Raw genomic sequence first — 13,805 nt, forward strand, 5'->3', positions numbered from 1 at the left:
TTGCGGCGGCCCCCATGGCCTTCGGTTAAGACATCGACGAGGGTTATTGACAGTGCCTGTACACAAGCACTGTCAATAACCTTCGTCGAAGCTATCGATCGAAGACCTGAAACTCTAGGTGGCCTTTGCTGGCCTGCCACGCTAGCACGTGGATATCGATCCAAATTATCCGCGCCCTTTTTTTACGCGGAGTCGTTGCATGCTTCAACGACGAAGGACTTCAGTGTAGACTAATTTACAACACAAATCAATCGCGCTGCCGTTTATCCTAACGGCAGGAACCCGGGTCTCGTCGCCCGGACGCCTGCATCGCATCGGCGCGACTTAGTGGGCTTCTTCCCAGTTCTTGCCCACGCCGGTCTCGGCCAACAGCGGCACGTCCAGCTTGGCCACGCCCGCCATCAGCTCCGGCAGCTTGACCCGCACCAGTTCCAGCTCGCCTTCCGGCACTTCGAGCACCAGTTCGTCGTGCACCTGCATGATCATGCGGGTGCCCAGCTTTTCGCCTTCGATCCAGCCCTGCACCGCGATCATCGCCAGCTTGATCAGGTCGGCCGCTGTGCCCTGCATCGGCGCATTGATCGCCGCGCGTTCGGCGCCGGCGCGGCGCGGGCCGTTCGGCGAATTGATCTCGGGCAGCCACAGGCGGCGGCCGAACACGGTCTCGACGTAGCCGCGTGCCTTCGCTTCCAGGCGCGTGTTGTCCATATACTGCTTCACGCCCGAGAAGCGCGCGAAATAACGCTCGATATAGTTGGCGGCCGCGGCGCGTTCGATGCCCAGGTTGCCGGCCAGGCCGAAGGCGCTCATGCCGTAGATCAGGCCGAAGTTGATCACCTTGGCGTAGCGGCGCTGCTCGCTCTGCACGTCGGCGGGCGGGATGCCGAAGATCTCGGCGGCGGTGGCGCGGTGGATGTCCTCGCCGTCGGCGAAAGCCTTGAGCATCGCGGCGTCGCCCGAGATGTGCGCCATGATGCGCAGCTCGATCTGCGAATAGTCGGCCGAGACGATCACGTGGCCGGGGGCGGCGATGAAGGCCTCGCGGATGCGGCGGCCTTCGGCGTTACGCACCGGGATGTTCTGCAGGTTCGGCTCGTTCGACGACAGGCGGCCTGTGATCGCCACCGCCTGGGCGTAATTCGTGTGCACGCGGCCGGTGTTCGGGTTGACCATCTTCGGCAGCTTGTCGGTATAGGTCGACTTCAGCTTCGACATGCCGCGGTGCTCGAGCAGGATCTTCGGCAGCGGGTAATCCTCGGCCAGCTTTTGCAGCACTTCTTCGTCGGTCGACGGCGCGCCGGTGGCGGTCTTCTTGATCACCGGCAGGCCGAGCTTGCCGAAGAAGATCTCGCCGATCTGTTTCGGCGAACCCAGGTTGAACGGGCCGCCGGCCGCTTCATAGGCCTGCTGTTCCAGCTCCATCATGCGCTTGCCCAGTTCGCCCGATTGCACGTCGAGCAGCGCGCTGTCGATCAGCACGCCGTTGCGCTCGATCTTGTGCAGCACTTCCATGGTCGGCATCTCGATCTCGCGGTAGATGCGGGTGAGCCCCGCGTCTTTCTCGACTTCCGGCAGCATGCTCTGGTGCAGGCGCAGGGTGATGTCCGAATCCTCGCCGGCGTACTCGGTGGCGCGCGCCAGCTCGACCTGGTCGAAGCAGATCTGCTTGGCGCCCTTGCCGCACACGTCCACGTAGGGAATCGTGGTGTAGCCGAGGTGGCGCATCGCCATCGTGTCCATATCGTGCGGCTTGTGCGACTCGAACACATACGATTGCAGCAGCGTGTCGTGCACGATGCCTTTCAGGGTCACGCCATGGTTGGCGAAGATGTGCATATCGTACTTGAGGTTCTGGCCCACCTTCGGCTTGGCCGGGTTTTCCAGCCAGCCGCGCATCTTTTCCAGCACGTGCTCGCGCGACAGCTGGTCCGGCGCGCCGGCGTAGCGGTGGGCCACCGGGATGTAGGCGCCCTTGCCCACCTCTACCGACAGCGAGATGCCGACCATTTCGGCCATCATCGGGTCGAGCGAGGTGGTTTCGGTGTCCACCGAGGTCAGCTCGGCCGCGTCGACCAGCGCCAGCCATTTGTCGAGCTGCTCGTCGGTGAGGACGGTCTCGTATTCGCCCTTGATGACCGGCATGCCGGCCAGGGTCGCCGCGCCTTCCGGCGAGTTCAGCGGCGCGCCGCCCGGCGCGCTGCCGGCGGCCGGACGCACGCTGCCGTCGCTTGGCTTGGCGCCGCCCAGGTCGCGCAGCATCGTCTTGAAACCATAGCGCTGGAAAAAGTCGCGCAGCGCCTCGGCGTCTTCCGGACGGCCGACCAGCGATTCCTCGAACGAGATCACGTGCTTGACCAGGTCGCAGTCGGTCTTGACGGTGATCAGCTCGCGGCCTTTCGGCAGCCATTCCAGGGCGGCCTGCAGGTTGGCGCCGACGGCGCCGCCGATGCTGGCCGCGTTCTGGATCACGCCGTCCAGCGAGCCGTGCAGGGTCAGCCATTTGACGGCCGTCTTGGGGCCGCACTTGGCCACGCCCGGCACGTTGTCGACGGTGTCGCCGATCAGGGTCAGGTAGTCGATGATGCGGTTCGGCGGCACGCCGAACTTGGCCAGCACGCCGGCCTCGTCCATGCGCTCGTTGGTCATGGTATTGATCAGCATGACCTTGTCGTTGACCAGCTGGGCCAGGTCCTTGTCGCCGGTCGAGACCACGGTCTTCATGCCGCGCGCCGTCGCCTGCACCGCCAGGGTGCCGATCACGTCGTCCGCTTCGACGCCATCCACCATCAGGATCGGCCAGCCCATGTAGCGCACCACTTCGTGGATCGGTTCGATCTGCTTGCCCAGGTCTTCCGGCATCGAGGCGCGCGTGGCCTTGTATTCTGGATACAAGTCGTCGCGGAAGGTCTTGCCCTTGGCATCGAAGACGCAGGCGATGTAGGCGGCCGGGAAGTCGGCGCGCAGGCGGCGCAGCATATTGACCATGCCGTGCATGGCGCCGGTCGGGAAACCGTCCGGGCTGCGCAGGTCGGGCAGCGCGTGGTAGGCGCGATAAAGATAACTGGAACCGTCAACGAGCAGCAGGGTATTGTCCATAAGGGGGCGACATTCAGGATTTCGGCAGGCGGCGCCATCCGTGGCGCCAGAGTAATCGCCATTATCGCAGAATCCGCATCAGCAGCCGCGCCTGAGCTTCAAGGCTCTTTCCCCTCTGAAAACATAAGGTTTTGGCACACTTTTCACTGGGCAGGGACGCTGTTTGCTACAATGGACTAAACGACATTAGGTGACCATCATGCTGCGCTCGACATCCCGCTCCGCCCTCCTGACGCTTTGCCTGCTCGCCGGCTCGGCCGCGGCCCAGCAGTCGGCGTTGCCTCCGACGCAATCGACGCCGACTCCGCCGCAGAACCAGCAGCGTCCCAGCGATGCGCCGCCAGAACTCGAACGCATCGAGCCGGGCAGCGACACGCCGGCCACCACGATTCCGCCGCGCCAGCGCACCAAGATCACCGAACGCCGCAGCAACGACGGCACGGTCACCCAGGTCGACGTAGAAAGCGGCCCGAGCCGCTACACCATGAAGCCCAACGTTGCACCAGGTAACGCCCAACCCGGCGATGCCACCAGCAACAACATCCGTGCCCCACAATGGACGGTGATGGAATTCGACTTTGGCAATCCCAAGAAGCAGGACACAGCCGATCAGCCGGTCGCGCCGGCCCCCGCGCGTCCGGGCGTGCCCGCCCGCGCCGACGTGCCGCCGCCGCCCGCGCTGGAGCCGACCACCAAACAATGATCCCGATTGCCGCGGCGCAAGGCCGCGGCGGCGGGCTCTCACCTACTCTTTTGTTAGCACATGGCAGTATTTACCGCGGTCTCGCTGGATGACCTTCACCAGTGGATCAAGCAGTACCCGCTCGGCCAGGCCGTCGGGCTCGAAGGCATTTCCTCCGGCATCGATAACAGCAATTTTTTCTTGAGTACCGCGCATGGTCCACGGTCTGGCGAGTATGTGCTCACGATCTTCGAAAACCTGCGCTTCGACCAGCTCCCCTTCTACGTCAAGCTGATGGCCCACCTGGCCGAACGCGGCATTCCGGTGCCGGCGCCGGTGCCGAACACGGTCGGCGAACTGGTGGTCGCGCTGCACGGCAAGCCGGCGATCATCGTCAGCCGCCTGCAAGGCAGCTCCCAGCTCGACCCGCAGCCGGTGCACTGCGCCGAAGTGGGCCGCATGCTGGCGCGCATGCACCTGGCGGCCCAGGATTTCGCCCTGCATCAGCCCAATCTGCGCGGCCTGGACTGGTGGGTGGAGACCGCGCCGGCCGTCCTGCCCTACTTGAGTGAAGCCGAAGCTGCGCTGCTGCGCAGCGAAGTGGCGTACCAGAGCGAATTCGCCGCCGGCCCCACCTATGCGCAGCTGGCGCGCGGGCCGGTGCATGCCGACCTGTTCCGCAACAACGTGATGTTCGAGGGCGAGCGCCTGAGCGGCTGCTTCGACTTTTATTTTGCCGGCGTCGACACCTGGCTGTACGACGTCGCCGTGACCGTCAACGACTGGTGCGTCGACTTGGCCACCGGCGTTCTTGACGCAGCCCGGGTGCGTGCGCTGCTGGACGCCTACCATGAGGTGCGGCCATTCACCGACGACGAACGCGCCGCCTGGCAGCCGATGCTGCGCGCCGGCGCGCTTCGCTTCTGGCTGTCGCGCCTGTATGATCTGCATCTTCCCCGCGCGGCCGAGCTGTTGACGCCGCACGATCCGACCCATTTCGAACGCATCCTGCGCGAGCGCATCGCTTGCCCGGCGCCGAATTTGCCCTAAATGAACAATTTGCCTGCTATCACCGGCTGGATCTGGCTCAAACGCGGCGCCAGCCTGTTCCGTCAACAACCCGCGGCTCTCACCACGCTGCTGTTCGCCAACATCCTCATCAGCATCCTGATCAGCGCCGTGCCGCTGCTGGGACCGATGGTGGCGGTGGTGCTGATTCCCTCGTTCTCGATGGCCTTCATGATGGCTTGCTCGATGATCGAAAGTGGACAGCGCGTCTCGCCCGCGGTGCTGCTGACGGGATTCCGCAAGCCGGTGTTCCGCGAATTGTGCAAGGTCGGCGTGGTCTACCTGGGCGTGTCGCTGGTGCTGGCGCTGATTACGCGTTTCACCGTCGATGCGACGTTCTGGGAGCAGGTCCGGGCCCAGGGCACGACCGGCACCCCGGCCGTGCTGGCGGGATCGGACGTGATGGCGATGTTCCTGATCTTTGCAGTCGATGTGGCGGCGCTGATCTCGCTGTGCTTCGCCGCCCCGCTCACCTACTGGCAAAAGATGCCGCCGTTCAAGGCCGTGTTCTACAGCTTCTTTGCGGTGAAGCGCAGCGCCGGCGTGTTCCTGGTGCTGCTGCTGGCCTGGTTCGCGATCTTCTTCGCGGTGTGCATGGTGATCGCCATGCTGCTGGGTGGGAACAATCTGGCGCGGGTGGTGATCATGTGGGTGATCTTCCTGTTCATCCTGCTGCTGCAGTGCGCGATGTATGCGGGGTATCGGGAGATTTTCGGCAAGCCGGAGGGCCCGGACGCGGCCGCCAAGGTCAGCCTCGAGAAATAAGCCGGCATGGCCAGAGACCGACACCTGGCCCAGGCGGCCGACACCAGGCAGCTGATCATCGATGCGGCGCTGGACATCATCGTCAGCGCCGGCGCCGCCCAGGCCACCGCGCGCCGCATCGCCGAAGCAGCCGGTGTGTCGCCCGGCACCATCACCTACCACTTCGCCAGCATCAACGACATCCTGGCCCAGGCCTTCGCGAAGATGAGCGCCGATATCGCGGCCGCGTTCACCGCGCGCCTGAAAGCGGCGCCCGACCCGGACGCGGCCCGCGAGACCGTGGTCGACCTGATCTACGGCGCCGTTTCCCCGCTGTCGAAGCAGATGATGTTCAGCTTCGAACTGTATACCTTCGTGTCGCGCAATCCCGAGTATCGCTCCCTGGCCGAGGAGTGGATGGAACGCAGCCGCACTGCCCTGCAACTGCATTTCGACCTCCCGACGGCCAAGGCGGTCGACGCCTTGCTCGAAGGCTTCACGATCCATAACTTCCTGAACCGCGAGCACGTCTCGCGCGAAGACGTCGCGCGGGCGCTCAGTGCACTGACGCGCTGAGCAGGTCGGTGGCGGTCGAAGAATGCACGGCGCGCACCCGGTAGCGGCTAAACAGCACCGTCGCGACTAACGCCAGCGCTACCGCCAGCATGACGGGAACCATCGCCAGCCGCAGCCCGTAATGCTCTCCCAAGAAGCCGAGCATGGGCGGTCCGACCAGGAAGCCGAGGTAACCGCCCGTGGCCGCGATGCTCACGCGCTGGGCCGGATTGCCGCCGGTGTCCGCGGCGGCCGAGATCGCCAGCGGAAAACCCAGCGACGCGCCGACGCCCCAGGCCAGCACCGCCACCACCGCCAGCCATGGCCAGGGCGACACGACGATCAATGCCAATCCCAGCGTGGCCAGGATGGCGCTCGCGTACAGCGCATTCACCTTGCCGACACGTTCCACGAAGGCGCCGCCAGCAAAGCGGGTAATCGTCATGGCGAGCGTAAAGCCAACGTAGATCTGCGTGCCCAGCGTGGCGTCGAAGCCGTAGCCGTCGATCATCAGGAGCGGCAGCCAGTCCGTGGCGGTGCCTTCGGCCAGCGCCATGGCCAGGACGATGTAGCAGATCACGAGCAGGCTCGGGTCGCGCAACTGTCGCCATACGCTGGCCCCAGCTCCGACCGGGTCCGCGGCATCGCCCTCGCTTGCGCGGCTCAGTTGCGGCATGCGGCGAATGGCGAGGATGATGACCACGACGCTCGCGCTGACGGCAATGCCAAGGTGAGCCTGGATCGGCATCTGCAGCGCCGTCATCGCCATGCCGAGCGAGGCGCCGACCAGGGTACCCAGGCTGAAGAAGCCATGCAGCGTCGTCATGATCTGGCGCTTGCCGGCCCGCTCCACGGCGGCCGCTTCGATATTGACCGCGATCTCGGCCCAACCGATGCCGACGCCGAAGGCGAACAAGCCGCAGAATGCCAGCACCGCACTGCCGGCAAGTGGACTCAGGGCCAGAAGGACCAGGCCTGACTGCAAGGCCAGGAGGCCGGCGCAGGCCATGCGCTTCGCGCCAAAGCGCTGCACCAGCCAGCCCGCGCTGAGCACACCGCACATGGCGCCACACGAAAAGCCGAACAGGATCATGCCCATTTGCTGGGTGGAGGCGCCCAGGCCATCGCGCAGCGCCGGCGTGCGCGTTGCCCAGCTGGCCAGGCCGAATCCGGGAATGAGGAACAGGAAAAACAGCGCGTAACGCGCTGCACGGGAAACAACCATATCGAGCCTTCCGCTGTATCGAGTGAGTGTCGTACAAGTGTACGACACTCATCGTACGTGCGTACGATAGAGAGGTCAAGTGAAATAGCGAGACGGAAATGACAAGGGCCGGTCGACGATGAACGTCAACCGGCCCCCTGAAAGACCTGCCTGAAGGCTTCCCGGCTCAGCGGCCAATCTTTTCCAGCTTGGCGATCGACAGGTCCAGCACTTTCATGCCTGCCGAACCGAAATTGATCTGGGCCCGCGCCGCACCGGCGCCGCCTTCGATATTGACGATCACGCCTTCGCCGAACTTGGCGTGCGACACCGATTCGCCCACGCGCCAGCCGGTGCCATTGCCCGACTTCTGCGTGATCTGCTGCGCGATCTTGTTGTCGCTGCCGCCGTCGCGGAACTTGGCGTCGTCCCAGGCCGTCGTCTGCTTGCGGCCCGCGAACCACGCGGTCTGCACGCGCGGCGACAGCCACTTGAGCGCTTCCTCGGGCAATTCATCGAAGAAGCGCGACTTCATGTTGAAGCGCGTCTGGCCGTGCAGCATGCGCTGCTGGGTAAAGCTCATGTACAGGCGCCGGCGGGCGCGCGTGATCGCCACGTACATCAGGCGCCGTTCTTCGTCCACGCCCTCGGCTTCGCGCGCGCTGCTCTCGTGCGGGAACAGGCCTTCTTCGAGGCCGGTGATGAATACCGCGTCAAATTCCAGGCCCTTGGCCGAGTGCACCGTCATCAGCTGCAATGCTTCTTGCCCGGCCTGGGCCTGGGCGTCGCCCGCCTCGAGCGAGGCATGCGACAGGAAGGCGGACAAGGGCGACATCACGGTCGGCAGCGGCGCGCCGCCGTCGATGACCTCGATGCCGTCCTGGTACACCACCGCCTCGCCGGCCTGGGCCTGGGATGGCGGGCCGAGGTGAGCGGGCGCGCCGATGCCGAAGCCTTCTTCTTGCACGAACTGGGTGGCCGCGTTGACCATCTGCTCCAGGTTCTCGATGCGGTCGGCGCCTTCCTTCTCGTTGGCGTAATGCGTGAGCAAGGTGCTGCGCTCGAGCACCACGCGCACCAGTTCGGGCAGCGGCAGTTGCTGGGTTTCGAAGCGCGCACCTTCGATCAGTTTGACGAAGGCGCCCAGTGACGTCCCCGCCTTGCCGGTCATGTAGGGCACGGCTGCGTACAGCGAAATGCCGTAGCTGTCGGCCGCCATTTGCAGCTGCTCGATCGAGCGCGCGCCGATGCCGCGGGTGGGGAAGTTCACCACGCGCAGGAAAGCCGAATCGTTGTGCGGATTGTCCATCAGCTGCAGGTAGGCGATGGCGTGCTTGACCTCGGCGCGCTGGAAGTAGCGCAGGCCGCCATACACGGTGTACGGCAGGCCGGCCGCGAACAGCGCGTGCTCGATCACGCGGCTTTGCGCATTGCTGCGGTACAGGATCGCGATCTCGTTGCGCGGCATGCCCTCGTTCATGAGGCTTTTCGCCTCTTCGATGATCCACTGGGCTTCTTCGAGGTCGGACGAGGCCTCGTACACGCGCACCGGCTCGCCCTGGCCCGCATCCGTGCGCAGGTTCTTGCCCAGGCGCTTGGTGTTGTTGGCGATCAGGTAGTTGGCGCTGTCCAGGATATGACCGTGCGAGCGGTAGTTCTGCTCCAGCTTGATCAGGTTCTTGACCTGGTAGTCGCGCTCGAAGGCCGACATATTGCCGACGTTGGCGCCGCGGAAGGCATAGATGCTCTGGTCGTCGTCGCCCACGGCGAAGATGGCGCCGCCGCCGGTTTCTCCCTGCCCCGCCAGCAATTTCAGCAGGTTGTATTGCAGATCATTGGTATCCTGGAACTCGTCGACCAGGATGTGGCGGAAGCGCATCTGGTAGTGATGGCGCAGCGGACCATTACGCGCCAGCAGTTCATACGAACGCAGCAGCAGCTCGGCGAAATCGACCACGCCTTCGCGCTGGCACTGTTGATCGTACAACTCGTACAACTCGACCATGCGGCGCTCGATCGGATCGTAGGCCTCGACTTGCGACGCGCGCAGGCCCTGGTCCTTGGCGTTGTTGATGAAGTACATCAGGTTCTTGGCCGGGTACTTCTCGTCGTCGACGTTGTGCGCCTTGAGCATGCGCTTGATCAGCGACAGCTGGTCTTGCGAGTCGAGGATCTGGAAGGTCTGCGGCAGCGCGGCGTCGCGGTAGTGCGTGCGCAGCAGGCGATTGCACAGGCCGTGGAAGGTGCCGATCCACATGCCGCGTGTATTGATTGGCAACATCGCCGACAGACGGGTCAGCATCTCCTTCGCCGCCTTGTTCGTGAACGTCACCGCCATGATGCCGGCGGGCGACACCTGGTTGGTCTGGATCAGCCAGGCGATGCGCGTGGTCAGCACGCGCGTCTTGCCGGAGCCGGCGCCAGCAAGGATCAGCGCGCTCTGCGATGGCAGAGTGACGGCGGCCAATTGTTCGGGATTAAGGTTGTGAAGAAGGGTCTGCATCCGGCCATTATACCGCCGCGTTTTACTGTATGCCCATCCAGTTCGCGCCGCCGCAACGTTTGCCGGCCGAGGTCAGGGTGAAAACCGCTCGACCCGCACGACCGCCTCGTCATCGCCCTCGAAGGCCGCTGCCTTTCTTTCGATGCGCGCCAGCTGGTCCATGGCGGACGAGCAGGCAAAACCGTATTTGGCGCGCACCCGCTCGCTGGCGGCGGTCAGCCCGCTGCGGCTGCGCGCCAGGAAGTCGGCGAGCGCGTACGGCGTGCCGGCGTCCAGGTGTTCCTTGATGGCCGTCGATGGCGAATAGCAGTCGTCGGAACTGGCATCCGGCCAGCGGACCAGAAAACGTACTTCAGGCATGAAGTCCTCCCTTCTTGCTTCCCTCGTGGCAGCCGATGAAGGCTTCCTGTTCAAAATCCCACAGCGCGACCCGTTCGGCGCCGCGCCGCAGGGCGACGGCGCTGCCCGCTTCCGTGCGGCCGAAGGCGGCGCAGGCAATGCCGCGCGCCGTGAAGCGCGCCAGCACGGCGTCCAGGTGCTCGTCGGCGACGCTGAGCAGGAAGCCGTAGCTGGGAAAGACGCCCAGCCAGCGTTCCAGGTCGACGCCGTCCGGGCGCGGCACCAGGTCGACGTCGATGACGGCGCCGATGCCGGAGCATTCGAGCAGCATCAGCGCCGTCCCGACCACGCCCGCCATGCTGATGTCCTTGGCGGCCGCCGCCAGGCCGTCCTCGGCCAGCGCCGGCAGGATCTCGAGGTCGGCGCGCAGGCGCTCCGGCGGCGCGCCGACGCTCGCGTTCCAGTAGGCATACGGCTCCTGGAAGCGTCCGCGCAGGTCGATCGCGGCGACCAGGTGCTGGCCCGGACGCGCGTCAAAACTGGTCAGCAGGCGCCGTGCGCGGCCGACGATGGCGACCGACAGCTGTTCGCGGTCGGTGCGCCGGTTGCTGTGACCGCCGACGATGGGCACGCCATATGCGAGGGAGGCCGCCGCCATTCCCTCCAGCACCGGCGTCGCGGCCTCGCCGCCGCGGCTCCACAGCGCATCCACGACCGCGGTGGGCCGCCCCCCCATGGCATAGATGTCGCTCACGTTGACCATCACGCCGCAATAGCCGGCGAACCAGGGTTCGCGCTCGACGAACGCGTTCAGGAAGCCTTCGATCGCGAACAGCAGGTAGCCGTCGCCGTCGGGGATCGCCGCGCAATCGTCGCCGATGGCGACGCGGGTGGGTGCGGCCCCGCGCAGGGCCGGCAGCACGCCCTCGATGTCGCGCTTGTGCGCGAAACCGGGGCTGGCGCGCAGGGCGGCGGCCAACGCTTCCAGCGTCGTGTCACTCATGCCGCCGGCCGCTTTTCGTAGGTGGACAGGGTCGAGCAGGCGCCGCAGCGTCCGCAACCCGCCTTGATGTCGGCCCCGCGCAGATTGCCGCGCGCGAGGATTTCCGCCAGCGGCGCCAGGATGGCGCGCATGAAGGCGGCGTCGGGCGCCGGATGGTCTTCGAGCGGGGTGCCGGTGACGGGCACGAACGGCACCACGAAGGGATACACGCCCATGCCCACCAGGCGCTCGCTCATGGCCAGGATGGCGTCCGGCGTGTCGCCCAGGCCGGCCAGGATGTAGGTGCTCACCTGCCCCGGGCCGAACACCGCGACCGCCGCCTCGAAGGCGCTGAAGTAGCGCTCCAGGGGCACACTCGCCTTGCCCGGCATGATGCGCGCGCGCACCGCCGGCGTCACGGCTTCCAGGTGCATGCCCAATGCATCGACGCCGGCATCGCGCATGCGCCGGAACCACGCGTCGTCGTCTGGCGGTTCGCACTGGCCCTGGATCGGCAGGTCGACCGCCGACTTGACGGCGAACGCGCTCTCGCACAGGATCTGCGCGCCGCGATCTAGGGCGTTCGGGGTGCCGGTGGTCATCACCATGTGCTTCACGCCGTCGAGCAGCACCGCGGCGCGCGCCACCTCGGCCAGCTGCTCCGGCGTCTTGCGCAGGATGGTGCGGCCGGCCGCCAGCGACTGGCCGATCGCGCAGAACTGGCAAGCCTTGCGCCGGCTTTCATAGCGGATGCAGCTTTGCAGGACCGTGGTCGCCAGCACGTCGGCGCCGTGCAGCGTGGCGATCTTGGAGTACGGCACGCCGTCGTAGGTCTGCAGCTTGTAGAAGCGCGGCTGGCGCGGGAAGGACACGACGGCCAGCTCGATCCCGTCGCGCACGATGCGGGTCGAGCCGTCGGCGCGCGGCGCGGCGACGTAGGGCGAGCTCCAGGCGCCGGCCGTGTGCACCGGGACCATCACCGTGTGGCCATCGATCGTGACCGCCTTGTGGTCGGTCGGGCCGGCGCCGCCGCGCCGGCTCGGCGCGCCGACGCTGGTGTCGCCCAGCCGCAGTCCGACCGACTGCAATTCCGCAATCAACTGCTGGTTCATGAGGTTCATGGCTGCTCCAGTGCTTGGGTTGAGTTGTGCGTGCCGCCCGGCTCGGCCGCCTGCATGGGCTGCATGGCTTGCATCGGCGCCGTCTGGCGCGGATCGATCATGAGGCTCAGGAGTTCGGGCCGCGCATAGTGGCCGACCGAATCCATCATGCGCTTGCGTTTCGTGATCAGGGCCAGGTCCAGGTCGGCCACGACCATGCCTTCGCCGCTGCGCAGCGGCTCGGCCAGCAGCTTGCCTTCGGGCGAGACGATGGCGGTGCAGCAGCCGCCGCGCAGCGCCTTGCGGCGCTCGGGATCCGGCGTGATCGCCTCGACCTGGGCGTCGGTGAGCCAGCCGGTGGCGTTCACGACGAAGCAGCCCGACTCCAGCGCATGGTGGCGGATGGTCACCTCCATCTGGTCGGCGAAGATTTGTCCGACCATCGAGCCGGGGAACTGGGCGGCATGGATTTCCTCGTGCTGCGCCATCAGCGCGTAGCGCGCCAGCGGGTTGTAGTGCTCCCAGCAGGCCAGCGCGCCAAGGCGGCCGACCGCGCTGTCGACCACCTTCAGGCCGCTGGCGTCGCCCTGGCCCCAGACCATGCGCTCGTGGTAGGTCGGCGTGATCTTGCGCCGCTTGAGGATCAACTCGCCGTCGGCATCGAACACCAGCTGGGTGTTGTACAGCGAGCCGTGGTCACGCTCGTTCACGCCGAGCACCACCACGACGCCGTGGCGGCGCGCCGCCGCGCCGACGGCGTGGGTCACCGGCCCCGGCACCGTCACCGCGCGTTCATACAGCAGCAGGTGCTCGGGACCTTGCTCGAAGGGCGGCCGGATGAAGGAGAAATAGGGATAGTAGGGAACAAAGGTCTCCGGGAACACCGCCAGTTGCGCGCCCCGCGCCGCCGCCTCGGCGATGGCGTCGCAGACCTTGGCGACGGTGCCGTCGGCGCTGTCCAGGCTTGGTGCGATCTGCACCGCCGCCGCCCTGACCACCCTGTTCGCTTGGTTCATGGTGCCGCCCTCCTTCCGCTGCCTACAGGGTCCAGGTATCGATGACGACCGCGTTGTCGCGCAGGTGCAGCAGCTTCAGGTCGAGCACGTCGAGCGGGCTGATGGGGCGGATGCCTTCGATCAGCGCCGGTTCGCCATGGCCGTACAGCGCCTGCAGCGCGAAGCGGCAGGCGTAGACTTTGCCGCCCTCTTCCATGAATTTGGTGAGCTGCTTGCTGTAGTTCTGGTGGCCGGGGAAGGCCTCGTCGCCGATGGTCGGGAAGCCGCGCTGGATGCCCAGGGTGACGCCCGGCCCGTACATCAGGATCGAGGTTTCGTAACCCTTGCGCTGCAGGCGGGTGGCCTGCAGCATGTTGACGAAACCGATCGAGCCTTCATAGGCCACCGTGTGGAAGGTCACCAGCGCTTTCTCGCCCGGCTTCGCCTTGACGTCCTCGAATACCTTTTCCTCGTAGTCCACGAAGAAGTCGCCTTTCTGGTGCTTGGCTTGGGTAACTGCTGGCATGGTAGTGCTCC

Annotated in this window: 12 protein-coding genes; 4 read left to right on the top strand and 8 right to left on the bottom strand. The window is 66.0% G+C overall.

What is annotated here, in order from left to right:
* Positions 1-324 precede the first annotated feature (324 nt).
* The gene (polA, locus tag J3U95_RS01435) at positions 325-3,096 is read right to left on the bottom strand and encodes a DNA polymerase I (protein WP_208276931.1); all 2,772 of its coding nucleotides are present in this window, start codon (positions 3,094-3,096) and stop codon (positions 325-327) included.
* A gap of 199 nt (positions 3,097-3,295) precedes the next feature.
* On the opposite strand from polA, the gene J3U95_RS01440 reads away from it, so the two are divergent.
* From J3U95_RS01440 to J3U95_RS01455, 4 genes are read left to right on the top strand one after another with little or no spacing between them, the layout of a single operon-like run.
* Positions 3,296-3,799, top strand: coding sequence for a hypothetical protein (locus tag J3U95_RS01440; RefSeq protein WP_208277061.1), 504 nt, complete (start codon positions 3,296-3,298; stop codon positions 3,797-3,799).
* Positions 3,800-3,859: 60 nt separating this feature from the next.
* Complete coding sequence (locus J3U95_RS01445) at positions 3,860-4,828, top strand: homoserine kinase (protein WP_208276932.1); 969 nt, start codon at positions 3,860-3,862, stop codon at positions 4,826-4,828.
* Complete coding sequence (locus tag J3U95_RS01450) at positions 4,829-5,611, top strand: BPSS1780 family membrane protein (RefSeq protein WP_208276933.1); 783 nt, start codon at positions 4,829-4,831, stop codon at positions 5,609-5,611.
* A gap of 6 nt (positions 5,612-5,617) precedes the next feature.
* The gene (locus J3U95_RS01455) at positions 5,618-6,166 is read left to right on the top strand and encodes a TetR/AcrR family transcriptional regulator (protein ID WP_208276934.1); all 549 of its coding nucleotides are present in this window, start codon (positions 5,618-5,620) and stop codon (positions 6,164-6,166) included.
* On the opposite strand, the gene J3U95_RS01460 is transcribed toward J3U95_RS01455, so the two are convergent.
* The 7 genes from J3U95_RS01460 to J3U95_RS01490 form a co-directional block, all read right to left on the bottom strand.
* Complete coding sequence (locus J3U95_RS01460; protein ID WP_208276935.1) at positions 6,147-7,370, bottom strand: MFS transporter; 1,224 nt, start codon at positions 7,368-7,370, stop codon at positions 6,147-6,149. The genes J3U95_RS01455 and J3U95_RS01460 overlap by 20 nt on opposite strands.
* Positions 7,371-7,536: 166 nt before the next feature.
* Positions 7,537-9,852 carry a UvrD-helicase domain-containing protein gene (locus J3U95_RS01465; RefSeq protein WP_208276936.1) on the bottom strand — a complete coding sequence of 772 codons (2,316 nt, stop codon included), beginning with the start codon at positions 9,850-9,852 and terminating at the stop codon, positions 7,537-7,539.
* Between the two features lie 72 nt (positions 9,853-9,924).
* Positions 9,925-10,212, bottom strand: a complete 288-nt coding sequence (locus J3U95_RS01470) for an MSMEG_0570 family nitrogen starvation response protein (RefSeq protein ID WP_208276937.1) — start codon at positions 10,210-10,212, stop codon at positions 9,925-9,927.
* Positions 10,205-11,194 carry a sll0787 family AIR synthase-like protein gene (locus J3U95_RS01475; RefSeq protein WP_208276938.1) on the bottom strand — a complete coding sequence of 330 codons (990 nt, stop codon included), beginning with the start codon at positions 11,192-11,194 and terminating at the stop codon, positions 10,205-10,207. Before J3U95_RS01475 ends, J3U95_RS01470 begins: the two co-directional genes overlap by 8 nt.
* Positions 11,191-12,294, bottom strand: a complete 1,104-nt coding sequence (locus J3U95_RS01480; RefSeq protein WP_208276939.1) for an MSMEG_0568 family radical SAM protein — start codon at positions 12,292-12,294, stop codon at positions 11,191-11,193. Before J3U95_RS01480 ends, J3U95_RS01475 begins: the two co-directional genes overlap by 4 nt.
* On the bottom strand, positions 12,291-13,289 hold the full coding sequence (locus J3U95_RS01485; RefSeq protein ID WP_208276940.1) for a Nit6803 family nitrilase: 999 nt from the start codon (positions 13,287-13,289) through the stop codon (positions 12,291-12,293). The genes J3U95_RS01480 and J3U95_RS01485 overlap by 4 nt, the downstream gene beginning before the upstream one ends.
* A gap of 22 nt (positions 13,290-13,311) precedes the next feature.
* Complete coding sequence (locus tag J3U95_RS01490) at positions 13,312-13,794, bottom strand: MSMEG_0572/Sll0783 family nitrogen starvation response protein (protein WP_005667995.1); 483 nt, start codon at positions 13,792-13,794, stop codon at positions 13,312-13,314.
* Positions 13,795-13,805: the final 11 nt, after the last annotated feature.

The organism is Massilia oculi, assembly GCF_017582745.1.
In the GTDB taxonomy this organism is placed as follows: domain Bacteria; phylum Pseudomonadota; class Gammaproteobacteria; order Burkholderiales; family Burkholderiaceae_D; genus Telluria; species Telluria oculi_A.